Source organism: Agrobacterium sp. 5Ca39 (assembly GCF_055382365.1).
Map to the genome: position 1 here is coordinate 954,468 of NZ_AP026437.1, position 24,552 is coordinate 979,019.

A 24,552-nucleotide genomic window follows, 5' to 3' on the forward strand; every position below is an offset into this window, starting at 1 on the left:
CGCAATGAAAACCGTTTCTCATCTGCACCGCATCGCCGCCGGCCTGTTCCTGTCCGTGGCGGCCTTCTCCACCCCGCTTCAGGCGGCCGATGACGCGTCCTGCAAGCTCGTACGTCTAAGCGATCCCGGCTGGACGGATATTACCGCAACCAATGGCGTCGCCTCGGTACTGCTCGATGCATTGGGTTATGAAGCCGACGTCAAGACGCTTTCCGTGCCCATTGGCTATCAGGCGATGAAGAACGGCGAAATCGACGTTTTCCTCGGGAACTGGATGCCGGCGCAGAAATCCTTCGTAGATGACCTCAATTCGGCGAAAGCTGCCGAGGTCTTGACGAAGAATCTCGAGGGCGCCAAGTTCACGCTGGCGGTGCCTTCCTACATGGCGGAGAAGGGCGTGAAGGATTTCGCCGATCTCGCCAAACATGCCGATGAATTCGAGAGCAAGATTTACGGTATCGAGCCCGGCGCACCCGCCAACCAGAATATCCAGAAGATCATAGACGCCAATGATTTCGGCCTTAAAGGCTGGCAGCTCGTCGAATCGGGTGAGCAGGCCATGCTGGCGCAGGTGGAACGGGCGGGCCGGGATAAGAAGGCCGTGGTCTTCCTTGCCTGGGCGCCGCATCCGATGAACGAGAAGATCGATATCGCCTATCTCTCCGGCGGTGACGCCTATTTCGGCCCGAATTTCGGCGGCGCAGAGGTTTATACGCTTGCCCGCACCGGCTGGCCGGAAAAATGCCCCAACGCGGCGGCGCTCTTCAAAAACCTGAAGTTCGATATCGGCATGGAAAATACCCTCATGGGTTCGATTCTCGGCGGAGAGGATTCCAAAGCCGCGGCAGCGGCCTGGGTGAAGGCCAACCCCAAAGCGCTGGATGGCTGGCTGCAGGGCGTTACCACGCTGGATGGAAAACCGGGTGCGGATGCCGTTAAGGGCAAGCTTGGTCTCTGAGCCGGAAAGTGGAAATGCCGCGTCCCAATATCCTCATTCTGATGGTCGACCAGTTCAACGGGACGTTGTTTCCCGATGGACCGGCCGATTTTCTCCATGCACCGCATCTGAAAGCCTTGGCGGAGCGGTCTGTACGCTTCGCCAATACCTATACGGCCAGCCCGCTTTGTGCGCCGGCCCGCGCCTCCCTAATGTCCGGGCAATTGCCAAGCCGGACGCGGGTTTACGACAATGCCGCCGAGTTCGCCTCCGACATTCCGACCTATGCGCACCATCTGCGGGCAGCCGGTTATTACACCGGTCTCTCAGGCAAGATGCATTTCGTCGGGCCTGACCAGCTGCACGGCTTCGAAGAGCGTCTGACGACCGACATCTATCCCGCGGATTTTGGCTGGACGCCCGATTATACCAAGCCGGGCGAGCGGATCGACTGGTGGTATCACAATCTGGGTTCGGTGACGGGTGCAGGGGTTGCCGAAATCACCAACCAGATGGAGTATGACGACGAGGTAGCCTACCACGCCACCCGCAAGCTCTATGACCTGTCTCGTCGGCTCGATGACCGGCCGTGGTGTCTGACGGTCAGCTTCACCCATCCGCACGATCCCTATGTGGCGCGGCGGAAATTCTGGGATCTCTATGAGTATTGCCCGGCGCTCGATCCGCAGTCGGAGGCCATTGCTTTCGATCAGCAGGACCCGCATTCGAAACGGTTGCTGGAAGCCTGTGACCACAATGCCTTCGATATTTCGCCGGAGCAGATACGCCGGGCACGCCGCGGTTACTTCGCCAACGTCTCCTATATCGACGAGAAGATCGGCGAAATCCTTGGCGTCCTGAAGGCGACGCGGATGGAGGAGGACACCATCGTCCTCTTCCTTTCAGACCATGGCGATATGTTGGGTGAGCGCGGCCTGTGGTTCAAGATGTGCTTCTTCGAGGGCTCGGCCCGCGTACCGCTGATGATCGCCGCGCCGGGCTGGCAGCCGGCATTGATCGATACGCCGGCCTCGACACTGGATGTGACGCCGACGCTGTGCGGTCTGGCAGGGCTTGATATCACCTCGCTTAAACGCTGGACGGATGGCGAGGATCTGGCGCCGTTGGCTGCTGGCACCGGCGGGCGCGGCCCGGTGCCGATGGAATATGCGGCCGAAGGCTCGATCTCGCCGCTCGTCGCCATCAGGGACGGTCGGTACAAATTGTCCGTCTGTGAGGCCGATCCGCCGCTGCTTTACGATCTGGACGCCGATCCCGAAGAGCGCACCAATCTCGCTGGCGATCCCGCTTTCAGCGACGTGCTCTCGTTGCTTTCCGCCGAAATTGGCCGGCGGTGGCAGTTGCCGGTGTTCGACGCCGCCGTTCGCGAAAGTCAGGCGCGGCGCTGGGTGGTCTATAAGGCGCTGCGCAACGGCGCCTATTACCCGTGGGACTACCAACCCTTGCAGAAGGCTTCGGAACGCTACATGCGTAACCACATGGACCTCAACGTGCTGGAAGAAAACCAGCGTTTTCCGCGCGGCGAGTGAGGCGGGCAAGGTGCCTCAAGCGGTGGTCGACACCCTCGGAGCGCCGCCCGCCGCCTGCACGGCAAGACTGCCCGCGGCAACCCCGGCTGTGAGGCATTGCTGTTCGTCCCTGCCTTGAAGCCAGGCATCAAGAAAACCGGCATTAAAGGCGTCGCCGGCGCCGGTCGTATCGATCACGGGTACTTCCTGGGCTGCCAGATGCTGCAAGCCCCTTCGACAAGATACCCAAGCGCCCTGCGCGCCGCCTTTCAGCGCCACGACGGGAAAGGCCTCTGACAGGGCGTGGGTGGCTCTTTCCGGGTCAGAATGCCCCGTGATTGCTCCCGCCTCTTCAAGATTGGGCAAAAACACGTCGACACCGGCACAGGCCTTCAGCAGCCCCTTGTCGTAGATCAGCGAAGCATCCCAGCTTGGATCGAGCGATACTGACAATCCGCTTGCCTTGGCGCGTGAAACCAGATCAGGCATCTCATGCAGCGTGGCGAACTCGGCGATGTGCAGATGCCGGGCGTTATCCCACGCGAAGGCGGCATCGAGCGTCGAGGGACGGGCGGCGCCGGCACGGCGCGTCAAAAATGCCCGGTCCTGGCCAACCACCGTCGCCACCGTCACCTGCGGTCCGGCATCTGCTGCATGTTCCAGAAACCGCAGGTCGACGCCGCTTTGCGCCATTTTCTCACCGATGTCGCGCGAAAACGTATCGGTGCCGAGCCTTGCGAGCAGAGCAACCGGGCGTCCGACGTGGGCGAAATGGGCTGCGGCAATGAAGGCTCCGCCGCCGGGGGCGATTTCCATGTCTCGGGCAAACAGTTCCCGGCCGAGCACTGGCAGTTCATTAAGACCGGTGAAAATGAGGTCACAATAGATCCGGCCGACGCTGATGACGGCAGTTTTTTCCGTTGTCATCATGCGCGGCCCAGAAGCTTTTCCGTCTTGGCGTCGAAAAGATAAAGCGAACCTCGCTCCGCCTGGCATTGGAGCCTGCTGCCGACGGCCGGAATGGTTTTGCTTCTCGCCGTGGCAATCACAGAACTGGTATCGGTGTCCAGATGAACAAGCGTCTCCGGCCCGAGCGGCTCGACTGCCGTTACCGTTCCTTCCAGGGTAAACGTCCCCTGAGCGGACCCAGACTCCCCAACAAGCAGATCATGCGGCCGGACGCCGATCAGAAGCTCACCCGTGGCGGACGGCGCGACGCTGTCGCCGGCTCTGGTTCCGCGCAGCAGGTTCATCGAGGGGCTGCCGATGAAGCGTGCGGTAAAGATATCGACGGGTGTTTCATAAAGTTCCGTTGGCGTGCCGACCTGCAGGATGTGGCCGTCCTTCATGACGACGATCCTGTCGGCCATGGTCATGGCTTCCACCTGATCGTGGGTGACATAAACGGTTGTCGTCTTAAGACGCTGATGCAAGCGCTTGATTTCAATACGCATCTGTGCGCGCAGCTGGGCGTCTAGATTTGACAGTGGCTCATCGAACAGGAAGGCGGCGGGATCGCGCACCATGGCGCGGCCGATGGCGACACGCTGCCGCTGGCCGCCTGACAGGGCCGCCGGCCGCCGGTCGAGCAGGGCCTCCAGACCGAGCACCCGGCCGGCCTCCTCGATGCGGCGGTTCTTTTCCTCGCGGTCAAGCTTCGAGGTGTAGAGGCCAAAGCCGATGTTCTGGCGAACCGTCATATGCGGATAGATCGCATAGTTCTGGAAGACCATCGCGATGTTGCGCTGTTTCGGTTCCTTCTCATTGACGATGTCGCCGCCGATCTTCAGCGCTCCGTCGGAGATTTCTTCCAGCCCGGCGATCATTCTGAGGGTGGTGGATTTGCCGCAGCCGGACGGGCCGACAAAAACGACGAATTCGCCGTCTTCAATGGCAAGATCGATGCCCTTGACCGCCTCGACCTTGCCGTAGCGCTTCACGAGTTTATTGAGTTCGATTGTCGCCATCATCGGGCTCCCGTCAGGGCGGTGAATTTCTCTGTGAGTTCCGCGGCCTTTGCCGCTTCGTGATCGGCGGATCGCCGTGCTTCCGCCTCGAATGCAGCAAGCCTGTTGCGATAGGTGGCAATCGCCTCCCGCATCGGTTCGGGGGCAGGGCCGCCGAAACGGCTGCGTACGGCAACGAAGTGCTCGGGCGAAACGATCTGCCTGAATTTTTCCTCATCGATCCCGGTTTGCCGCCCTGTCAGCTCATGGAACGCCTTGAGGAACGGCTGGTAACCGTCGTTCGGCAGATCGCCTTTCAGCGCGACGACGCTCTTGGCAACAGTCGCGGCAATCTCATGGGCCTGGCGGAAAGACAGGTCTTCGATGCGGACAAGCGAATCCGCCAGTTCCGTGATGGTGATACACGACCGGCGGATGTTCTGGTCGACCCTTTCGGGATCGATGCTGATCTGGCCAACGAGGCTGGCAAGAAGATCGAGAACCCGGCCGGCAGAGGCGAAGGCCTCATAACCCATGCCCTGCGTTTCGCCCTCACTGTCATTCATGTCGGTGAAGGGCGTATTATGCATCACATCCAGCACCGTGCGCGCCCGCCCGAATGTCTGGCTGGCGAGGTGGCGCAGATGTTCAATTGGCACCGGGTTTCGCTTCTGCGGCATGATCGAGGAAATCTGCACCAGCGCATTCGGCACGTAGATCTGGCCAACCTCGAAACTCGTCCAGAACTGGAAATCCTGGATGAGCCGTCCGAGATGCAGGAACATGAGCTCGATCGCGCCATAGGTCGCGGTCGTGTAATCCACGGCGGCGATGCAGGAATAGGAATTGCGTAAGGGTGCAGCAAAGCCCAGCAATTCGGCGACCCGCGCCCGATCGATGGGAAAGCCCGAGGTGGTGATGGCGGCAGCGCCCATCGGCGAAAGATCGACGATGCGGCGCGCCTCCGCAAAACGTTCGATATCCCGGATCAGCACCTCGATCGCTGCCGAAAGGTAGTGGCCGAAGGTGGTGGGCTGGGCCGGCTGCCCATGGGTGTAAGCCACGATCAGCGTGGCTTGATTGCGTTCGGCGGCATCGATCAGCGCTTTCAGCAGGACACGCGCCTTGACGGTGAGCGTGTCGATCTTGTCCTTGAGGCCGATCTTGAACAGCGTGTGATCGATATCGTTGCGCGAACGGGCCGTGTGCAGGCGGCCGGCGACATCGACGCCGATGCGGGCTTTCAGCTCTTTCTCGATCAGGAAGAAGAAATCCTCGACTTCGCCGGTATAAACAAGCTCCGCGGGTTCTATGGTTTTGTCGATGTCTTCGAGTGCGCCGGCGATCTTGGCCGCCGTATCGGCATCGAGAATACCGGTCTCGCGCAGCATGACAAGGTGGGCGCGGTCTATGCGGCGGAACCCATCTACGTGGTGGTTCTTGGCGCCCTCGAAAAGCGGGCGCAGCACGGTTTCCTTGTAGACAGGGTCGGGAAACTTGCTGGTATCCGACTGGCGCGGGTTGATATCGGCCATGATGTTATCCTTTCAGGCCCGCCAGCATCACACCGCGAACGATGTAGCGTTGCAGGACGATGAAGACGATGAGGGTGGGGATGGTCGCAATGGCTGCGCCCGTCATGATCATTTCCCACTGGATCTGCTGTTCCACGGCAAAGCTCGAAAGGCCGACCGGCAGGGTGTAGAGCTCCTTGCTTGTCGTGACGATCAACGGCCAGAAGAATGCTGTCCAGTTCCCTAGGAAGGTGAAGATCGCGAGCGCGGAGAGCGCGGGCGTCACCAGCGGCAGGGCGACTTTCCACCAGATCTGGAATTCGTTCAGCCCGTCGACGCGCGCGGCCTCGATGAAGTCGTTCGGAACCGTCTCGAAGAACTGCTTCATCAGGAAGGTGCCGAAGGCCGTCATCATGCCCGGGAACATGATGCCCCAGTAGCTGTCGAGCCAGCCCAGCTGGCTGGACATCAGATACCAGGGAATGACGAGCATTTCGGTCGGGATCATCAGCGTCGACAGGATGGCGAGGAAGATGAAATAGCGGCCGCGAAACTCGAACTTCGCCAGCGTGTACCCGACCAGACTGTCAAAGAAGCAGTTGGAGACGGTAACGATGACCGCAACCAGCATGGAGTTGAAGAACCAGCGCAGGAAACGGCCGTCGGCCATGACCGTGATATAGTTGGCAAGCGTCGGTGCCGCGGGAATGAGCCTGAGATCATAGACCTGGTCCGCCGTCTTGAACGAGGTCGAGAACATGAATAGTAGCGGCGAAACCATGATCAGGCCGCCGATGAACAGCAACGTCCAGGCGAGAATGCGACCGGGGCGGATACGGGCGTGGGAAAGTGGCTTTGCTTCGCTCATTTCTTTTCCCTCAGGACCCAGAGCTGGATCAGCGATACGACGAGAAGAATGGTAAACAGGACGACCGTCTGCGCTGCCGCATAACCCATGGCATAGGAATTGAACGCCGTCTGATAGATCATCAGCACCAGCGGTTTCGTTGAGCCGAGCGGTCCGCCCGGATCATTGGTCGTCATGTTGTAGACCTGGTCGAAGATGCGCAGGAAACCGATGGACGAGAAGACCACGAGGAAGACCGTGGTGGGTTTCAGAAGCGGAAGCGTGATCTTGCGCAGGATCGCCCATTCGCCCAGCCCGTCGATGCGGGCGGCTTCGTAAAATGTCGTTGGAATGGCGCGCAGCCCGGCCATGAAGATGATGATCTGGAAGCCAAGGCCTGCCCAGATGGCTGTCACCATGATCGAATAAAGCGCCTGGTCCGTAGAGCGGATGAAGGGTTGCTGCGGAATGCCGAGAAGTGCGAAGACGTCGTTGATGATGCCGATGGGCGGCGGTTGATAGAACCAGCGCCAGACCCAGGCCATCGCGGCCGCCGTCGTCAGATAGGGCAGGAAATAAAGCGCGCGGATGAAACCGTGCAGGATGCGTACGCGGTCGAGATAAAAGGCGATGACGAAGGCGAGCACGAGGCTGATCGGCGTGCCGACGATGAGATACGTAAAGGTGTTCTTGAACACCTTCCAGAATTGCGGGTCCTTGAAGAGCTTGACGTAATTGGTGACGCCAATGAACTTTGCCGGCCTCAGCAGGTCCCAGTTGGTGAAGGACAGATAGAAGGCCTGAAGCGTCGGGTAAAAACGGATGATGCTGTAAAACAGGATAGGGATCGCCAGAAAGCTCCATATCCATAAGAGCCGTTTCGTGCGCATGGAAAGACGGTCCCCAAAGGAGCCGCCGGGGCGGCCGGATACCGCCCCCTGTTGATCTGTCGCTGTCATGGTTGGACCTGCGGTTTTCAGGGTTTCGCCGCGTCGATGATTTCCTGCTCGGCCTCGGCGGCCTGCTTGATGGAATCTTCAACCGACTGGCCCTCGAGCAGGACCCGGTTGGTCATGTCAATGGCGTTCTGGCGCTGGGCGGCCTCATCCATGAACAGTGTCGTGTGAGCATATTCCAGACCCTTCAGGAACGGCGCGTAGATCGGGTCCTTCAGGTTTTCTTCGGTCAGCGCTGCGGAGCGTCGCGCCGGCAGTTCGCCGACTGTCTTCAGCCAGATCGCCATGGCTTCCGGTGAAGAGATATAGGCGAGGAACTTCTTGGACGCCTCAAGCTCTTCACCCGTTGTCTTGGCGCTGATGCCGTTGGCGAAATAGCTCGCATAGTTGGAGCGGATATTCTTGTCATTGGTCGGAAGTTCGGTCACGCCCCACTCGAAATCCTTGATGGTGCGGAACGAGCCCAGCCGGAAAGTGCCGTCGATGGTCATGCCCGCCTTGCCGGCGCGGAAGGCGGCCTGGCCCTCATCCATGAAACCCACTTGGCCTATCTTCTTTTCAAGCTGCAGGCTGGTATAGAATTTCAGGGCCTGGATGCCCGGCTCGCTGTTATAGGTGACCTTCTGGTCGTTGTCGGTATAGGGCTCGCCACCATATTGGCGGATGAGCACCTCACGCCACCACTGGTGATCCTGTCCGCCCATATCGAGCGTGGAACCGGCGACGGTGAGATTGCCAGCGGCATCGTGCTTGGCGATCTTTTGCGCGGCGGCGACGAATTCATCGAGCGTCTTCGGCGGATTTGCGGGATCGAGGCCGGCCTCGGTAAAGAGCTTCTTGTTGTAGAACAGTGCAAGCGAACGAACCGCGGTCGGCAGGCCGTAATAGTCCTCGCCGCGTTTCATGGCGCTGACGATCGGGAAAAATTCGCTTTCGATCTTGTCATGCGGGAAAGCGTCTGTTGGCAGTGGCTGCAAAATCCCGCCCGCCGCGAATTTGTCGAGCCAGCCGTAAAACAGCTGCATCACGTCCGGGCCCTTGCCGGACATATTGGCGGCAATCACGCGTGTCTGGTAATCGGCATAAGGGAAGGTTACCTGCTTGACGGTGATGTCGGGATTGGCCTTCTGGAACTGTGCGATCAGCTCGTCCATGGCCTTCACGCGGGTGTCGAAGACATATTGCCAATATTCGATTTCAACCGCCTGCGCGGCGTTGAATGCAAATGTGCTGAAACCGGCAACCAAGCCGGCGAACAGAGTTGCCCTGCGCATGTAAGCCTCCTTTTCCTCCGCCCGGTCTTCCGGATGCGGAGCGATCGTTCCCTTTTCCGCGCTTTCGCGCGCGCTCATCGATTTGCCGGTGACGGAGTTTCCTCTTCCGCCCGGGCAAGCCTGACCCCCGGTCGCCCTTACGGTTCTCTGAAGGCAGGCATTTGTCAATAAGATAATTTACTTGAATTATTATATTGCGCTTATCGTCGGTTCGACGCTATTAATTTTCTAACAGACGGGAAGTTGAAGAGATGACGGTGCACACGGTGGACGCTTATCCCGTAGCAATCGGAAAAAACCCTGAGCGAAGCCGCGAACATAACAGGCGAGTCGTCCTCGATATTGTTCGGCGGCACGGGTCCCTGGGCCGCGCCCAGATCGCCAAGATCACGCATCTGACACCGCAGGCGGTCGCCAATATCGTCGATGAACTCATGGGCGAGGAGTTGCTGAAGGAACTCGGCCGTCGTCGCACCGGTCGCGGCCAGCCGCCGATCCAGTTTTCGGTCAACCCGGATGGCGGGGCGACGATCGGCGTGGAAATCGCCGCCGACCATATGGTCACCGTCGGTCTTGATCTCGCCGGCGTTCTTCGCACGCAGCGCATCACGCCGCTCTCGGACACGACACCGGAAGCCATATTCAAGACCTTTGCCGCCGAGCATGACGCCGTTGCCAAAAATCTAGGCTGCAGGCTGCTTGGCACCGGGGTCGTCATGCCCGGTCCCTTCGAGATCGATGGCATGACTTCGGTGGGGCCGACGACGCTTTCCGGCTGGGGCGGCATTGATGCCCGGCAGATGCTGGGCGAAGCCTGCGGCCAGCCGGTCGTGGTTGAAAACGATGCCACGGCCGCAGCAGTTGGGGAACGGCTGTTTGGTGCTGGTCTGGCGATCCCGAATTTCTGCATGATCTATTTCGGCGTCGGTATCGGCCTCGGCATCATCCAGGATGGCGCGCCCTATCGCGGTGCATTCGGGAATGCCGGCGAAATCGGCCATGTGACTGTTTCGCCGAGGGGAAGGCCTTGTCCTTCCTGCGGGCAGAGAGGGTGCCTGGAGGCTTATGCCTCAGTCTATGTACTGAAGGAAAAGCTTGTATGCGCCGGTGTTGCGGATACGGAACTTGATGATCTGGAGGCCCTGTTCAAGGCAGGCCATCCCGTGGTGAGGGAATGGATCGACGAAGCTGCGGCGCATCTGGCGCCCATGGTGGCGATGCTCGAGAATATTCTCGATCCGCAGACAGTCATTCTCGGCGGCGCTCTGCCTGAGGTCATCATCAGTGAAATCATTGCGCGGATGGGGCCTTTGCCGACCTCGGTCGCAAGTCGCAGGCAGCGGGAACTTCCGCGTGTCATCCATGGCAAGTCCGGGCAGTTGACTGCTGCCCTCGGCGCTGCCGCCTTGCCGCTTTTCGATATCGTCACGCCAAAACTTGAGACATCCATGGGAGCCGCAGCGCAGGCACCCGGCTGAATATTGGAGGATACTGCCCATGCTTACCCCCCGGGAGCGCATCGAACGGCAAATGGCCGATCCGTGGCTCATACGCCTGCATCGCAGGCTGAGCGCGCTGAAGTCCACGGTGACCGTCATGCATACCGGCGCGCATCCGGACGACGAGCAGAACGGGTTGCTTGCCTATTTCCGCATGGAGCTTGGCATGCGTACCATCATCGCCTGCTCGACACGTGGCGAGGGCGGTCAGAATGCGCTGGGGCCGGAAAGGCTTGGCGCGCTCGGCGTCATCCGCTCGCGGGAGCTGGAGGAGGCGGCCCGCGTCATCGATGCGGATATCAGCTGGCTCGGCCATGGGCCGGCGGATCTCATTCATGACTTCGGGTTCTCCAAGGATGGCGACCAGACCTTTGGCCGCTGGGGGCAGCAGCGCATCATTGAGCGGCTGGTGCGCGCCTATCGCAAGGAGCGGCCGGATATCGTCATCCCGACCTTTCTCGATGTGCCGGGACAACATGGGCACCACCGCGCCATGACGCGAGCGGCAAAGAGCGCCATCGCGCTGGCGGCGGACCCTGCGGCCTATCCTGAACATCTTGCAGAGGGGCTGAAGCCGTGGCAGGTGGCAAAATATTACCTTCCCGCGTGGTCGGGCGGTGGTGACACCTATGATGACGAAGTGCCGCCGCCGGAGACGACCCTGACAGTAAATGCTCGCGGCAGGGAGCAGGCGACTGGCGCGCAATATGACCGGATCGGCGAATGGTCGCGTTATTATCACGCTTCTCAGGGAATGGGACATTGGCCTAAGCTGGCGCAGGAGGTCTGGCCGCTGCATCTCGAACTCGCCAGTGATGCAGGGGGCGAAGAACGCTCGATCCTCGACGGGCTGCCGTCGTCGTTGTCAGACCTTGCGGTGTTCCCGGGCCTGGATACCGAATTGGCAAAGGCGCTGGTCAAGGCGGAACAGGCGATAAGCGAAGCGATATCAGCCTTTCCCGACAGGCAGCGGATCACGGCGTCACTTATTGCGGCGGCAGCGCTTTTGCAGACGGTGGACGAATCCGCCACTGCGGATTTCAGGGAACTGCACGGACATCGGATCAGGCGCAAGCGGGCGCAGGTCGATGCCGCCATCCTGACGGCGCTTGATGTTTTCGAGCGGGCCTACGCCGAGCCGGCGGAGATCGTTCCTGGCGGAACGTCGGTTCTTTCCGTGGAGCTTTCAGACAAGGCGGCTCACATTGATGTCGAGGTCACCCCGGTCCTGCCATCAGGTGTATCGTCATCCATCCAGTCACTTGGCGAGACGCGGGTCTTTACGCTTGTCGCGGATCAGGATGCACCTGTTTCCGGGCTGTATCAGCCTGACTGGAAAGCCATGGGCGGCAATGGCCATGCCTCAGTGCGGCTTTCCGCAACGGTTGAAGGCAGAACGGTTTCGGCCGCCTTCGACCTTGAGGAACCGTTTTTCGTGACGCCGGCGCAGTCGCTGACCATTGCGCCGGACGCTCTTCTGGTTCCGCTCGGACAGGGGCAGGAGGCGCATGTCTTTCAGGCGCATATAAAGGGCGCCGATGCGTCGCTGTCGTTCAGGAGTACGGGCGGCTGGAACCTGCGCAAGAACGGCGGCGACTGGATTGCCGAACGTAACGGCGAGGCCCGGGTGGGCCTTGCCCAGATCGAGGCGCTTGTCGGTGCGCAACCCGCATTTCAGATAACGCCGATCGCTTATCCGCACATCGGTCGGGCAAGATTTCTGGCGCCGTCCGTTCTGAAAATCCTCTCGCTGGACCTGAAGCTGCCCGAGAAGGCGCGGATCGGCTATGTCGGTGTTGGTGCTGACAGGGTGGGTCTTTGGCTGTCGCGAATGGGACTCGATGTCACCGACCTCGACGCTCAGGCGCTTGGCGGGGACCTGTCTTCCTTTACGACGATCGTTATTGGCATCTTCGCCTTCGGCATCCGCAGGGATCTCGCTGCCGCGACGGAGAAGCTTCACCGCTTCGTTGAAAACGGCGGTCATCTGGTCACGCTCTATCACCGGCCGACTGACGGGTGGAATCCGGAAACGACACCGGTCCGGCGTCTTGAGATCGGCAAGCCTTCCCTGCGCTGGCGTGTGACCGATCCGCAGGCGGAGGTAACGGTGCTCTTGCCCGACCATCCGCTGCTTGCCGGGCCGAACATGATTGATGCCGCTGACTGGGGGGGCTGGGACAAGGAGCGCGGGCTTTATTTCGCGTCGCGCTGGGATGATGTCTACGAGCCATTGCTCGCCATGCATGATGTCGATGAGCAGCCGCTGAAGGGTGCGCTGGTTTCGGGCGTCATCGGCAAGGGCAGGCATACCCATACCAGCCTCGTGCTGCATCACCAGATGGACAAGCTTGTGCCTGGCGCTTTCCGCCTCATGGCCAATCTTGTGCAACCGGCGTGAATGGCGACGATCAAAGTGAAGAACAGCAAGGCCCTCGCGAGACGGACACCCGCGCGGGCATAGGCTGGCTGTTGCTGGACATGACCCTTGTTGCGGGCGGTATGACCGCGCTCGTCAAGGCACAAGGCGTCACCTATCCCGCCTTCCAGCTCGTTTTCATCAGGGCGATGATTGGCCTGATGTTCATCCTGCCACTGATCTGGCGGCACCGGGGAGAAATGGTGCGCATCCAATATCCGTGGCGTAACATTTTCCGCATCTGCTGCAATGCCATCGCACTCACCAGCAATTTCATCGCCATCACCCTGTTGCCGCTTGCGACCGTCAATGCCGTTGGTTTTTCCCGGCCATTGGTGACGATGGCGATGGCTGTCGCCTTTCTTGGCGAAAGCGTGAGCCGCTTTCGCTGGGCGGGAGCCTGTCTTGCATTTGTCGGCGTTCTGGTCGTCATTGGGCCGGGCGGCGCTGAATTTGGCGTGGGCGTGATTGTTGTTCTGATATCGGTGGTGTTCGGTGCGCTTGCGGTTATCCAGACACGAGCGCTGCGGCGGGAGAACACCACTGTCATGATGGTGTTCTACACGGTGGGCCTCGCCGTCATCACTGCCATTCCGGCAATCTGGACATGGAAGCCGGTTGCGTCATTTGACTGGGTTCCGTTGCTCGGCATCGGATTGCTGGCGCAAATGGGACAATATTGCTTCCTGCGGGCCTATCGTATCGCGGATGCAAGCGTCCTTGCGCCGGTCAGCTATCTGTCGATCCTGTTTGTGACCGCTGTCGGATATTTCCTCTTCGATGAGGTGCCAGAAACCCGCGTTGTACTTGGTATCGTCATCATCCTCGTTTCGCTGCAATCGACTGCGCTTGCGGAATATCTTCTGAAGAGGTTGCGGCGCAAACGGTGATTGTTACCGCTGCTGCGCCAGAAGGCGGAGCCGTATCCAGCTAAGCGCGGAGGACTTGGCGCGATCGTAAAAGGCGCGGGCAAAGCGCACGTAGCGCATGATCCAGGCCAGCCAGCAATAGGTCAGGAGCTTTTCCCGGCCCGCATGATAGATGCGTTCGACAATCAGGAAGGTCGAAAGATGGGCAATGATCGTCAGAACTACCCCCGACTTGAAAGCCCCATGGGCGAAGAGGACGAGGCCTATTATCTTCATCGGTTCCGCAATCGCGAAGGGAACGGCGAGACAGAGTAGAATGGCAAGGCGCGGCAGCTGCGCTATCCGGCTTTCCAGCCGCTGGATGAATGTCAGCTTCGACAGGGCCCTGATGACCGGCCGGTAGAGCGGACGGAAAATCCCGTCGAGGACCATGGCGAAAACGATGATCGCCCTGAGCGGAAAGACGAGAATCGTCCGGATTTTGATGTTCACCTCTGCCAGCCTCCAAAGAAGGTGTAACGCCTATTCTTAATCGCCTGAAACATGTCAAAACCAAGTCCTGTTTCGCGTCAGCCCTGCCTGACACTGGCATACATGCCGGTGGTGCGGAATTCGCTCGGATTGGTGCCGTAAAGCCTGCGGAACACCTTCGAAAAATAGTTCGGATCCTCGAAACCGCACAGCACCGAGACTTCCTTGATTGGAATGTTGGCTGCGGTGGTCAATAGCTTGGCTGCCCGTCTCAGGCGCCTTTGCAAGACGAATTCCGCCGGCGGCAGGCCTTCGCTTGCGGTGAAGATTCGGGAAAAATGCGCGCGGCTGAGACCCGCCACGGCGGCCAGGTCGCTGACGGAAAGCCGGTCGCCAAGGTGGCTGTCTATATAGCTCAGCACCTGCTGCATGGTGCGATATTCGCCACTAAAGGAAGGGTGCGAGCCGAAGACATCGTCATAAAGCGTCATCGCCGCCTCATAGGCGACAGCGGACGCCGCCCCCGGTGTCTCGGCACCGTTGACGAGACGTGAGCAGCATCCGGCGAGATGATCCACCGTTTCCGGCTGCAGCTTGAGGATCGGGCCGGTGACGGAGAGAATGTTGCGGTGGATGCGCAGCGCTTCCTCGCCATTCATCGAAATCCAGAAGAACTCCCACTCCTTGCCATCTTCCAGCCAGTAGCGGTGATTGTGGGGGATGAGCAGCAGCAGGGTTTCGCCGGGCCTCACCACGTAATGACGGTTCTCATAGCGCAGGTTGCCCTGACCGCTGATGCAATATTGCAGGACGGTAAAGGGCGTCTGGCCGCGCTTGCGCCCATCCCAGTCGTAATTGCCACTGCGGCGGATTTCATAACCGCTGCTGGTCGGCATGGTGTGCAACGTCTGGCGGCCGCGCGGCAGGGAGACGGTGCGCATGCCGGGTCCCTGATCGATCAAATCCTGCAGCACAAAATTACCCATGAAAGCATAATCCTTCTCTGGTCCTCGCCGGTATTATACGCATAATCCCGATCCGAGGAGACAGCCAGCAGGATATTGTTGCTGAAAAATTGGAGAGGAAGGCCGGTTTTCCGGGATTCTTACGGGTATTTTTCTGCAATGCCATTTTACGATCCGTCGGCCCGTTTCACCCGTTCGATTTGCAACAGAGGTGGCGTTATGAGTTTCAAAATCGCTATAATTGGCGCAGGCAGCGTCGGTTTCACGAAAAAACTGTTCACCGATCTCCTGTGTGTCCCGGAGTTTCGCGATATTGAAGTCGCGCTCACGGATATCAGCCAGCACAATCTGGATATGATCAGGGCGATCCTCGACAAGATCGTTGAGGCCAATGGTTTCCCCGTCAAGGTGACCGCCCATACGGACCGCCGCCGGGCGCTGGAGGGCGCGAAATACGTCATCAGCTGCGTGCGGGTCGGCGGGCTCGAAGCCTATGCGGACGATATCCGCATTCCACTGAAATACGGCATCGACCAGTGCGTGGGCGATACGATCTGCGCGGGCGGCATTCTCTACGGTCAGCGCAACATTCCCGTCATTCTGAATTTCTGCAAGGATATCCGCGAAGTCGCCGCACCGGGTGCGAAATTCCTGAACTATGCCAACCCCATGGCCATGAACACCTGGGCAGCCATCGAATATGGCAAGGTGGATACGGTCGGTCTCTGCCATGGCGTTCAGCACGGCGCGGAACAGATCGCGGAAATTCTCGGTGCGAAATCCCTTGCAGATCTCGATTACATCTGCTCCGGCATCAACCACCAGACATGGTTCATCGATCTGAGGCTCAACGGCCGCAAGATCGGTAAGGAAGAGCTGGTTGCGGCGTTTGAGGCGCATCCGGTCTTTTCGCAGCAGGAGAAGCTTCGCATTGACGTGCTGAAGCGCTTCGGTGTTTATTCGACCGAAAGCAACGGCCATCTCTCCGAATATCTGCCATGGTATCGCAAGCGGCCAGAGGAAATCGCCCGCTGGATCGATATGTCCGACTGGATTCATGGCGAAACCGGGGGGTATCTGCGCCACTCCACCGAAACACGCAACTGGTTCGAAACAGAGTTTCCGCAGTTCCTCGCCTCGGCCGCCAAGCCGATCGATCCGGCAAAGCGCTCCAACGAACATGCAAGCCACATTCTAGAAGCGCTGGAAACGGGGCGTGTCTATCGCGGCCATTTCAACGTCAAGAATAATGGCGTCATCAGCAACCTGCCGGCGGATGCCATCATCGAATCACCAGGTTTTGTCGATCGTTTCGGCATCAACATGGTTTCCGGCATCACGTTGCCGGAAGCCTGCGCGGCCACCTGCATGGCCTCCATCAACGTCCAGCGCATGTCGGTCCATGCGGCAGTCACCGGCGATATCGATCTTTTGAAACTCGCCGTGCTGCATGACCCGCTGGTCGGCGCCGTCGCCACGCCGGAGGAGGTCTGGCAGATGGTGGACGAGATGGTTGTCGCGCAGGCGGGCTGGCTGCCCCAATATGCCGATGCCGTTCCGGCTGCGAAGGAGCGGCTGGCAACATCAACCGTCAAGACGCGCGACTGGGCGGGTGCTGCACGCCGCAATGTACGTTCCATCGAAGAGTTGCGGGCCGAGAAAATGGCACTGAAGAAGGCTGTCTGAGGAAAAAGCACGGAAACAGGCCGGTGGCGAAAGGGAGTTCGCCGTCCGGTCTAAACGATCACAGAGGGTGGGCGGTCGAAGAGCTGCCATTTGGGAGGAATGACGATGTTACTTCAACGCAGGATCGGTATCATCGCGGCACTGGGCTTAAGTGTTTCGATGATCGCACTCAATGCGAATGCCTTCGAGACCACCACGCCGCCCGAGCCACCGCAATTTCCGGCCGAAGGCAAGATCAACTATGTGGCGCGCGACTCGATCCTCGAATTCAAGGCGCTTCCAAATTATAGCGAACCCGACTGGATCACCGAGAAATTCGAGAAGACCGGCAAGCTGCCACCGTTGAAAGAACGCCTGCCCGAGGAGCCGCTGGTCTACAAGGCAGCCAACATGCCTGACGGCGCCGGCGTTTATGGTGACACGATGCGCCATGTCGTCGGCGGCAGACCGGAGGGCTGGAACTATATTGCCGGCCAGAGCCAGGGCTGGGGCGGCATCGATATTGCGCTTTCGGAGTGCCTGACGCGAACCGCACCGCTGTTCCAGGTGGATGCCAAGGATACCGAACCGCTGCCCAATCTGGCGAAAAGCTGGGAATGGTCCGAAGATGGCCACAAGCTGACGATGCATCTCGTCAAGGGTGCCAAGTGGTCCGACGGCGAGCCCTTCAACGCCGATGACGTCATGTTCTATTGGGAAGACGCCGTCGTTGATCCCAATGTCTCACCGCTTGGCGGCGGTGCATCGCCCGAGGCTTTCGGTGAAGGAACGACGCTCAAGAAGATCGATGACTACACCGTCGAATGGACCTTCAAGGCGGCGTTTCCCAAGCAATATCTTTACACCATGGCCTATCCGAGCTTCTGCCCCGGGCCGTCGCATATTCTGAAACCGCAGCATCCGAAATATTCCAAGAACACCTATAACCAGTTCAAAAACGCGTTTCCGCCGGACTATATGAACATGCCGGTCATGGGCGCATGGGTACCGGTGTCATACCGGCCGGATGATCTCATCGTTCTGCGTCGCAACCCCTATTACTGGAAAGTGGATGAAAAGGGTCAGCAGCTGCCCTATTTGAACGAGGTCCACTACAAGCTTTCTACCTGGGCGGATCGCGATGTGCAGGCTGTGGCGGGATCGGGCGATTTTTCCAATCTCGAGCAGCCGGAGAATTTTGTTGCCTCGCTGAAACGCGCCGCTGATCCTAATGCGCCAGCCCGCCTTGCCTTTGGACCGCGCCTTATCGGTTATAATCTGCAGATGAATTTTTCCGCCAATGGCTGGGGCAATCCGGATGAGCGCGGACAGGCCATTCGTGAGCTGAACCGCAACGAGGTGTTTCGTCAGGCCGTCACCTCCGCTCTGGATCGCAAGGCGATCGGTGACTCGCTGGTCAAGGGGCCTTTCACGGCGATTTATCCGGGTGGCATTTCGTCTGGGACAAGCTTTTATGATCGCGCTTCGACGGTCTATTACCCCTTCAACCTAGAGGCTGCCAAGGCTGCACTGGCTTCGATTGGCCTGAAGGATACGGACGGCGATGGCTTCCTGAATTTCCCGAAGGAGACACTCGGCGGCCGTAATGTCGAGATTACCCTTCTCGTCAACAACGGGTACGCGACGGATAAGAGCCTTGCGGAAGGTCTCGTTGGCCAGATGGCGAAACTTGGGCTTCGCGTTGTCATCAACAGCCTTGATTCAAACCAGCGTGACGCCGCCCATTATGGCGGGCAGTTTGACTGGCTGGTGCGGCGCAATTCCACCGAGCTTTCATCCGTTGTGCAGAATACAGAGCAACTGGCGCCGGTCGGCCCGCGCACCAGCTGGAACCACCGCTCGCCTGAGGGCAAGGAACTGGACCTGATGCCCTTCGAGAAGGACATGGCCGATATCGTTCGTAAATTCATTTCCTCGCAGGATAATGCCGAGCGGGCCGAGCTGATGAAGCAATACCAGAAGGTCTACACGCAGAACCTCTACACGATTGGCCTCACCGAATATCCCGGTGCGCTCATCGTCAACAAGCGGTTCTCCAATGTGCCGCAGGGTACGCCGATCTTCATGTTCAACTGGGCTGAAGATGCCATCATTCGCGAACGCCTGTGGGTCGCGGCCGACAAGCAGGGCAAATATGAACTCTTCCCTGAGCAGCTTCCCGGAAAGCCGGGCGAGGGCGGGCCGATCAACTAAAGCATTTCCAGGAAGTGGACCCCGGTTTTGCTGGAAATACCGAGACCCTGAAGAACTCCTCCCGGAGCACACCGGTACCGGTCGCGCGTGAAGCGCGGCCGGCAACACACGGCCAATCCAAACCGAGGAAGACCGTTCGATGCTGAGATTTCTGACGATACGCGTGGCATCCGCCATTCCGGTGCTGTTGATCCTGAGCGTGGTGACCTTCGCCATCATTCAGGCGCCGCCCGGCGACTACGCGGACTACATCCGCTCGCAACTGATGAACCAGGGCGGAGCTTCCTTCGAACAGGCGGAAGCGCAGGCGCAGGCCTACCGTATCGAACACGGGCTCGATAAGCCACTTGTCGTTCAATATTTCAACTGGATCGGCGGTATCATTACCCGCGGCGATTTCGGCTACAGCTTTTATTACAACAAGCCGGTCGCCGATGTGGTTGGCGAACGCCTGCCGCGCACGATCGCGCTGGCGCTGGTCTGCCACATCTTCGCATCGGTACTTGGCATCGCCTTCGGCATCTGGGCCGCTACAAGACAATATTCCTGGGTGGATAACCTGCTCTCCACCATCGCCTTCCTCGGCATGACGATCCCGCGCTTCCTGATGGCGCTGATCCTTGTCTATCTCATGGTGTTTCATTTCGATGTGTCTGAGATCGGCAGCTTCTTCTCGCCGCAATATGGCGGTGCGCCGTGGTCGTGGGGCAAGTTCGTAGATCTCGTCAGCCATGTCTGGCCGGTGGTCGCCATCGCCGTCTTCGGGGGACTGGCCTACAACATGCGGGTGATGCGCGGCAATCTGCTTGATACGCTGAATGCGCAATATGTCGAGACGGCGCGCGCCAAGGGTCTTTCGGAAGGCGCCGTCATCATGCGCCATGCGGTGCCGAACGCCGTGCACCCGCTCGTCATGTATCAGGGCGTGGTGCTGCCCTACATGCTGAGCGGCGAGATCGAAACCGCGATCATCTTCGCGTTGCCGACCGTCGGCCCGGCCATCGTCGGCTCCATGGCGGTGGGTGACGTCTATGTCACCGCGACCTTCATGATGGTGCTGGCTGCCACGCTGATCGTCGGCAACATCATCGCCGATATGCTGCTCGCCATGCTTGACCCGCGCGTTCGCGAATTCGGGAGGGCCTGAGATGATGGCGTTTGACGAGATGAAAACCGAAACCGCCGTCGCGGCAAAACCCGACCGCTCCGCCAGTGGCAACGAGACCTATCTGGCGCTGGTCTGGCGGCGTCTTAGACGATCCTTCACGGGTATGGTCGGGCTGGTACTAGTGGTGCTGCTGATCCTCATCTCCATTTTTGCGGACTTCTTTGCGCCGATGAACCCGCTCGAAACCCATGGCAGCTTTTCGCCGCCGCAGGTGGTCCGTTTCACCGACAAGGACGGCAATTTCAGCCTGGCGCCCCGAGTCTATGCCCTTGCGGAGACGGAAGAGCTCGATCCGGTCACCTTCCAGCCCATTGTTGGCCCGGATTACGACAATCCCGTCTATCTCGGCTTCTTCGTGAAGGGTGCGGAATACAAACTTCTGGGTCTTATTCCGATGAGCCGGCATTTCTTCGGCTCAACCGATGGCCAGCCGGTGCATTTCCTGGGAACCGATAAATTCGGACGCGACGTGCTGTCGCGCGCCATCTATGGCTCACGCATATCGCTTGCCATCGCCTTAAGCGTCGTCGCCATCGTCACCGTCATCGGCACCAGTGTTGGTCTGATTTCCGGCTATTTCGGCGGGCCGCTGGATGCCTGGGTGCAGCGTTTCGTGGAGGTGGTGCTCGCCTTCCCGCAATTGCCTCTCTATCTCGCGCTGACTTCTCTTATTCCCGTCACCGCACCAACCACCGTGTTCCTCGTCTTTGTGGTCGGCGTCATGTCGGCGCTTGGCTGGGCGCAGATGTCGCGGGAGGTGCGCGGCAAGACGCTGGCACTGGCGCGGATCGATTATGTCCGGGCGGCGATCGCTGTCGGCGCCACCGACAGGCGCATCATCTTCCAGCACATCCTGCCGAATGTGATGAGCCATGTGATCGTTGCCGTGACCTTGCATATTCCAAGCGTCGTGCTGCTCGAATCCTTCCTCGGTTTCCTCGGCTTTGCGGTGAAGCCGCCGCTGATCTCCTGGGGGCTGATGCTGCAGGATACCGCGACCTATTCGGTCATCGGCTCCTATCCCTGGATTCTTGCACCGGTCGGTTTCGTGCTTGTCACCGTCTTTGCCTTCAACGCGCTGGGCGACGGCCTGCGCGATGCCGTTGACCCCTATTGAGAGGAGCGTGACATGGTCGCTGCCCTGAACAACACCTTCGCCCCCGCCATCCGCTTCGACGCCGATGATCGTCAGGATAACGCCATCATCGATGCCCGCAACATTGCCGTGACCTTCAAGGTGGAACACGGAACGGTGGAGGCCGTGAAGGACATTTCCTTCCAGCTTTACCGGGGTGAGACCATCGCCATCGTCGGTGAATCCGGTTCGGGAAAATCGGTCACCGCCCGCACCGTCATGGGCCTTCTGACGAAGCGGGCTTTTGTCTCGAAATCCGCAACGGTACGCTTCAACGGCGACGACATCCTGAAATTCTCCTCGCGCCAGCGCCGGGCGCTGCGCGGCAATCGTATCTCGATGATCTTTCAGGAACCGATGAGTTCGCTGAACCCGATCTATACGATCGGCAGCCAGATCGTTGAGGCGATCCGGGTTCATTCGAAACTCGGCAAGAAGCAGGCAGAGGCGAGGGCGCTCGATCTGCTGCGGCAGGTGCAGATACCGGAGCCGGAAGCGCGGCTCAAACAATACCCGCACCAGCTTTCCGGCGGCCAGCGCCAACGCGTCATGATCGCCATGGCGCTCTCTAATGATCCCGACGTGCTGATTGCCGACGAACCCACCACCGCGCTCGATGTGACGGTGCAGGCGCAGATCCTCAACCTCATCCGCGATCTCCAGAAGAAGCGCGGCATGGCCGTGGTCCTCATCACCCATGATCTGACGATCGTGAAGCAGTTCTCCGATTACGTCTATGTCATGCAGCACGGCGAGATGCGTGAGCACAACACCACGGAGAAGCTGTTTGCAGCGCCGCAGCACCCCTATACGAAAAGGCTGCTTGCCTCCGAACCGCATGGCACGGCAAAGCCGCTGCCGGAAAATTCCGGCGTGCTGCTGACGGCGAGCGGCGTGCGCGTTTCTTTCATGATGCGTTACGGCGGGCTGTTCAAACCGGAATTGAAGGAACTGATCGCCGTCGACAGCCTCGGCCTTACGCTGAGGCGGCACGAGACGCTGGGGCTTGTCGGTGAATCCGGTTCCGGCAAGACGACTTTCGGGCAATCGCTGCTGCGGCTTAACGAGCCTGTCGGAGGCGAGGTGATTTTTGATGGCGAAAGGGTCGATGGCCGCTCCCGCGCGCAAATGCGCCCCTTGCGTTCGCGCATGCAGATCGTCTTTCAAGATCCCTTTGCCTCGCTCAACCCCCGCATGACCATTGGCCAGATCATCGAGGAAGGCCTCATCATCAACGGTCTCGGAAAAACGAAAGCTGAAAGGCTGGACCGGGTGCGTGACGCACTGGAGGCGGCGGGTATGCCCGGCAATATCCTCTCACGTTTCCCCCACGAATTCTCCGGCGGCCAGCGCCAGCGCATCGCCATTGCCCGTGCCGTGGCGCTGGAGCCGGAATTCATCCTGCTCGATGAGCCGACCTCGGCGCTCGATCTTTCCGTGCAGGCGCAGATCATTGATCTCCTGCGCAAGCTGCAGGATGAGCGTGGCTTGAGCTACCTGTTCATCTCGCACGACCTGAAAGTGGTCCGCGCCCTCTGCCATCGCGTCATCGTCATGCAACGCGGGCGGATTGTCGAAGAGGGCCCTGTCGAGGACGTTCTCAGTCAGCCGAAAACTGAATATACACAGCGGCTTCTGCGAGCCGCCTTCGAAATCGCTTGAATTCCCAATTGCCGGAGGTAGACATGGCAAGAGATCCCAAGATTGCATTCATCGGCGCAGGTTCCACGGTGTTCATGAAGAACATCATCGGTGACGTGCTGCAGCGTCCGGCCCTTTCCGGCGCCACAATCGCGCTGATGGATATCAACCGTGAAAGGCTGGAAGAAAGCGCCATCGTCGTCAACAAGCTGATTTCGACGCTCGGTGCAAAGGCGAAGGCCGAGACCTATACCGACCAGAAAAAGGCGCTTTCCGGCGCGGATTTTGTTGTCGTGGCGTTCCAGATCGGCGGATACGAGCCGTGCACGGTCACTGATTTCGAAGTGCCGCGTAAGTATGGGCTGCGCCAGACCATTGCTGACACACTTGGCGTCGGCGGTATCATGCGCGGCTTGCGCACCGTGCCTCACCTCTGGAAGATTTGCGAGGACATGCTGGCCGTCTGCCCGAATGCCATCATGCTGCAATATGTGAATCCCATGGCGATAAACACCTGGGCGATTGCCGAAAAATACCCGACGATCCGGCAGGTGGGTCTTTGCCATTCCGTGCAGGGCACGGCGATGGAACTCGCCCATGATCTCGATATTCCCTATGAGGAAATCCGCTATCGTTCGGCCGGTATCAACCATATGGCGTTTTTCCTGGAATTCGAGCATCGCCAGCCCGATGGCAGCTACAGGAGCCTTTACCCCGATCTCGTGCGCGCCTATCGCGAAGGCCGCGCGCCAAAACCCGGCTGGAATCCGCGCTGCCCCAACAAGGTGCGGTACGAGATGCTGACGAGGCTCGGTTATTTCGTCACCGAAAGCTCCGAGCATTTCGCGGAATACACGCCCTATTTCATCAAGGAGGGACGTGAAGACCTGATCGAGAAATTCGGCATTCCGCTCGATGAATATCCCAAGCGCTGCATCGAACAGATCGAGCGCTGGAAGGGCCAGGCAGCCGCCTATCGCTCGGCCGAAAAGATCGAGGTCAAGCAGTCGAAGGAATATGCCTCCTCGATCATCAATTCGGTCTGGACCGGCGAGCCCTCCGTCATCTACGGCAACCAGCGCAATAATGGATGCATCACCTCGCTGCCATCGGATTGCGCGGCGGAAGTGCCGTGCCTGGTCGATCATAACGGCGTGCAGCCCACCTTCATCGGCGAATTGCCACCGCAACTCACCGCGCTGATGCGCACCAACATCAATGTTCAGGAGCTGACCGTGCGGGCGTTGATGAGCGAAAACCGCGACCACATCTTTCACGCTGCGATGATGGACCCGCATACTGCGGCGGAACTCGATCTCGATCAGATTTGGTCGCTGGTGGACGATCTGCTGCTGGCCCATAGCGATTGGCTGCCGGAATGGACGCAGGCGGAGGTGAAACGGGCGCGGGCTGTGTAAACATCATCGCTCTCAATAACGGGTCGGAGGTGTGCAGCGAGCCCACATCATCCTTCCGCAAGCGCTATAGAAGACCCTACTCTGT

Annotated in this window: 19 protein-coding genes; 11 read left to right on the forward strand and 8 right to left on the reverse strand. The window is 59.5% G+C overall.

Annotated features, from left to right (window positions below):
- The first annotated feature begins 4 nt into the window (after nt 1–4).
- Together choX and betC are read left to right on the forward strand one after the other, a co-directional pair.
- Nucleotides 5–958 (forward strand): choline ABC transporter substrate-binding protein, encoded by a 954-nt coding sequence (gene choX, locus ACZ47E_RS18055; RefSeq protein ID WP_080823145.1) that lies wholly within the window; start codon nt 5–7, stop codon nt 956–958.
- Between the two features lie 14 nt (nt 959–972).
- Nucleotides 973–2,487, forward strand: a complete 1,515-nt coding sequence (gene betC / locus ACZ47E_RS18060; protein WP_112766399.1) for a choline-sulfatase — start codon at nt 973–975, stop codon at nt 2,485–2,487.
- Nucleotides 2,488–2,502: 15 nt separating this feature from the next.
- Here the strand turns inward: betC and ACZ47E_RS18065 are convergent, their stop codons facing one another.
- Genes ACZ47E_RS18065 through ACZ47E_RS18090 form a run of 6 tightly spaced genes read right to left on the reverse strand, consistent with a single transcriptional unit; the run spans nt 2,503 to nt 9,003 of the window.
- Entirely contained in the window at nt 2,503–3,396 is an 894-nt protein-coding gene (locus ACZ47E_RS18065) for a carbohydrate kinase family protein (RefSeq protein ID WP_112766400.1), read from the reverse strand.
- A complete protein-coding gene (locus tag ACZ47E_RS18070; RefSeq protein ID WP_112766401.1) occupies nt 3,393–4,433 on the reverse strand; it encodes an ABC transporter ATP-binding protein in 1,041 nt (346 codons plus the stop codon). Before ACZ47E_RS18070 ends, ACZ47E_RS18065 begins: the two co-directional genes overlap by 4 nt.
- Nucleotides 4,433–5,947, reverse strand: coding sequence for an argininosuccinate lyase (gene argH / locus ACZ47E_RS18075; RefSeq protein WP_112766402.1), 1,515 nt, complete (start codon nt 5,945–5,947; stop codon nt 4,433–4,435). The genes ACZ47E_RS18070 and argH overlap by 1 nt, the downstream gene beginning before the upstream one ends.
- Nucleotides 5,948–5,951: 4 nt before the next feature.
- Nucleotides 5,952–6,794 carry a carbohydrate ABC transporter permease gene (locus ACZ47E_RS18080; protein ID WP_006697289.1) on the reverse strand — a complete coding sequence of 281 codons (843 nt, stop codon included), beginning with the start codon at nt 6,792–6,794 and terminating at the stop codon, nt 5,952–5,954.
- On the reverse strand, nt 6,791–7,732 hold the full coding sequence (locus ACZ47E_RS18085; RefSeq protein WP_112635942.1) for a carbohydrate ABC transporter permease: 942 nt from the start codon (nt 7,730–7,732) through the stop codon (nt 6,791–6,793). The genes ACZ47E_RS18080 and ACZ47E_RS18085 overlap by 4 nt, the downstream gene beginning before the upstream one ends.
- 17 nt (nt 7,733–7,749) lie before the next feature.
- On the reverse strand, nt 7,750–9,003 hold the full coding sequence (locus tag ACZ47E_RS18090) for an extracellular solute-binding protein (protein WP_428191152.1): 1,254 nt from the start codon (nt 9,001–9,003) through the stop codon (nt 7,750–7,752).
- Between the two features lie 251 nt (nt 9,004–9,254).
- On the opposite strand from ACZ47E_RS18090, the gene ACZ47E_RS18095 reads away from it, so the two are divergent.
- The 3 genes from ACZ47E_RS18095 to ACZ47E_RS18105 are packed head-to-tail and all read left to right on the forward strand — an operon-like array spanning nt 9,255 to nt 13,811.
- Nucleotides 9,255–10,481: an ROK family transcriptional regulator gene (locus ACZ47E_RS18095; protein WP_112766403.1), complete on the forward strand. Its 1,227-nt coding sequence runs from the start codon at nt 9,255–9,257 to the stop codon at nt 10,479–10,481.
- Nucleotides 10,482–10,500: 19 nt separating this feature from the next.
- Nucleotides 10,501–12,903 carry a PIG-L family deacetylase gene (locus ACZ47E_RS18100; RefSeq protein WP_112766404.1) on the forward strand — a complete coding sequence of 801 codons (2,403 nt, stop codon included), beginning with the start codon at nt 10,501–10,503 and terminating at the stop codon, nt 12,901–12,903.
- On the forward strand, nt 12,900–13,811 hold the full coding sequence (locus tag ACZ47E_RS18105) for a DMT family transporter (protein WP_112766405.1): 912 nt from the start codon (nt 12,900–12,902) through the stop codon (nt 13,809–13,811). The genes ACZ47E_RS18100 and ACZ47E_RS18105 overlap by 4 nt, the downstream gene beginning before the upstream one ends.
- A 3-nt stretch (nt 13,812–13,814) precedes the next feature.
- On the opposite strand, the gene ACZ47E_RS18110 is transcribed toward ACZ47E_RS18105, so the two are convergent.
- Together ACZ47E_RS18110 and ACZ47E_RS18115 are read right to left on the reverse strand one after the other, a co-directional pair.
- Nucleotides 13,815–14,282, reverse strand: a complete 468-nt coding sequence (locus tag ACZ47E_RS18110) for a hypothetical protein (protein ID WP_112766406.1) — start codon at nt 14,280–14,282, stop codon at nt 13,815–13,817.
- Between the two features lie 77 nt (nt 14,283–14,359).
- Nucleotides 14,360–15,247, reverse strand: a complete 888-nt coding sequence (locus ACZ47E_RS18115) for an AraC family transcriptional regulator (RefSeq protein ID WP_112766407.1) — start codon at nt 15,245–15,247, stop codon at nt 14,360–14,362.
- Between the two features lie 198 nt (nt 15,248–15,445).
- Between ACZ47E_RS18115 and melA (ACZ47E_RS18120) the strand changes: the two genes are divergently transcribed.
- From melA (ACZ47E_RS18120) to melA (ACZ47E_RS18145), 6 genes are all read left to right on the forward strand, one after another.
- A complete protein-coding gene (melA, locus tag ACZ47E_RS18120) occupies nt 15,446–16,912 on the forward strand; it encodes an alpha-galactosidase (protein ID WP_464017107.1) in 1,467 nt (488 codons plus the stop codon).
- Between the two features lie 105 nt (nt 16,913–17,017).
- Nucleotides 17,018–19,105, forward strand: coding sequence for an ABC transporter substrate-binding protein (locus ACZ47E_RS18125; protein WP_112766409.1), 2,088 nt, complete (start codon nt 17,018–17,020; stop codon nt 19,103–19,105).
- Nucleotides 19,106–19,244: 139 nt separating this feature from the next.
- Nucleotides 19,245–20,252, forward strand: a complete 1,008-nt coding sequence (locus tag ACZ47E_RS18130; RefSeq protein WP_112766410.1) for an ABC transporter permease — start codon at nt 19,245–19,247, stop codon at nt 20,250–20,252.
- 1 nt (nt 20,253) lies between these two features.
- Nucleotides 20,254–21,390: an ABC transporter permease gene (locus ACZ47E_RS18135; RefSeq protein WP_464017108.1), complete on the forward strand. Its 1,137-nt coding sequence runs from the start codon at nt 20,254–20,256 to the stop codon at nt 21,388–21,390.
- A gap of 12 nt (nt 21,391–21,402) precedes the next feature.
- Nucleotides 21,403–23,070 (forward strand): ABC transporter ATP-binding protein, encoded by a 1,668-nt coding sequence (locus ACZ47E_RS18140; protein ID WP_112766412.1) that lies wholly within the window; start codon nt 21,403–21,405, stop codon nt 23,068–23,070.
- A 23-nt stretch (nt 23,071–23,093) separates the two neighbouring features.
- Complete coding sequence (gene melA / locus ACZ47E_RS18145; protein ID WP_035209541.1) at nt 23,094–24,467, forward strand: alpha-glucosidase/alpha-galactosidase; 1,374 nt, start codon at nt 23,094–23,096, stop codon at nt 24,465–24,467.
- The last annotated feature ends 85 nt before the right edge of the window (nt 24,468–24,552 follow it).

Bases quoted from the DNA above. Each gene is read 5' to 3' on its own strand.
- ACZ47E_RS18125 (WP_112766409.1), top strand. From the start codon at position 17,018: ATGTTACTTCAACGCAGGATCGGTATCATCGCGGCACTGGGCTTAAGT.
- melA (WP_464017107.1), top strand. From the start codon at position 15,446: ATGAGTTTCAAAATCGCTATAATTGGCGCAGGCAGCGTCGGTTTCACG.
- argH (WP_112766402.1), bottom strand. From the start codon at position 5,947: ATGGCCGATATCAACCCGCGCCAGTCGGATACCAGCAAGTTTCCCGAC.
- ACZ47E_RS18135 (WP_464017108.1), top strand. From the start codon at position 20,254: ATGATGGCGTTTGACGAGATGAAAACCGAAACCGCCGTCGCGGCAAAA.
- ACZ47E_RS18140 (WP_112766412.1), top strand. From the start codon at position 21,403: ATGGTCGCTGCCCTGAACAACACCTTCGCCCCCGCCATCCGCTTCGAC.
- ACZ47E_RS18130 (WP_112766410.1), top strand. From the start codon at position 19,245: ATGCTGAGATTTCTGACGATACGCGTGGCATCCGCCATTCCGGTGCTG.
- ACZ47E_RS18080 (WP_006697289.1), bottom strand. From the start codon at position 6,794: ATGAGCGAAGCAAAGCCACTTTCCCACGCCCGTATCCGCCCCGGTCGC.
- ACZ47E_RS18070 (WP_112766401.1), bottom strand. From the start codon at position 4,433: ATGGCGACAATCGAACTCAATAAACTCGTGAAGCGCTACGGCAAGGTC.
- melA (WP_035209541.1), top strand. From the start codon at position 23,094: ATGGCAAGAGATCCCAAGATTGCATTCATCGGCGCAGGTTCCACGGTG.
- ACZ47E_RS18100 (WP_112766404.1), top strand. From the start codon at position 10,501: ATGCTTACCCCCCGGGAGCGCATCGAACGGCAAATGGCCGATCCGTGG.
- ACZ47E_RS18085 (WP_112635942.1), bottom strand. From the start codon at position 7,732: ATGACAGCGACAGATCAACAGGGGGCGGTATCCGGCCGCCCCGGCGGC.
- betC (WP_112766399.1), top strand. From the start codon at position 973: ATGCCGCGTCCCAATATCCTCATTCTGATGGTCGACCAGTTCAACGGG.
- ACZ47E_RS18095 (WP_112766403.1), top strand. From the start codon at position 9,255: ATGACGGTGCACACGGTGGACGCTTATCCCGTAGCAATCGGAAAAAAC.
- ACZ47E_RS18065 (WP_112766400.1), bottom strand. From the start codon at position 3,396: ATGATGACAACGGAAAAAACTGCCGTCATCAGCGTCGGCCGGATCTAT.
- ACZ47E_RS18090 (WP_428191152.1), bottom strand. From the start codon at position 9,003: ATGCGCAGGGCAACTCTGTTCGCCGGCTTGGTTGCCGGTTTCAGCACA.
- choX (WP_080823145.1), top strand. From the start codon at position 5: ATGAAAACCGTTTCTCATCTGCACCGCATCGCCGCCGGCCTGTTCCTG.
- ACZ47E_RS18115 (WP_112766407.1), bottom strand. From the start codon at position 15,247: ATGGGTAATTTTGTGCTGCAGGATTTGATCGATCAGGGACCCGGCATG.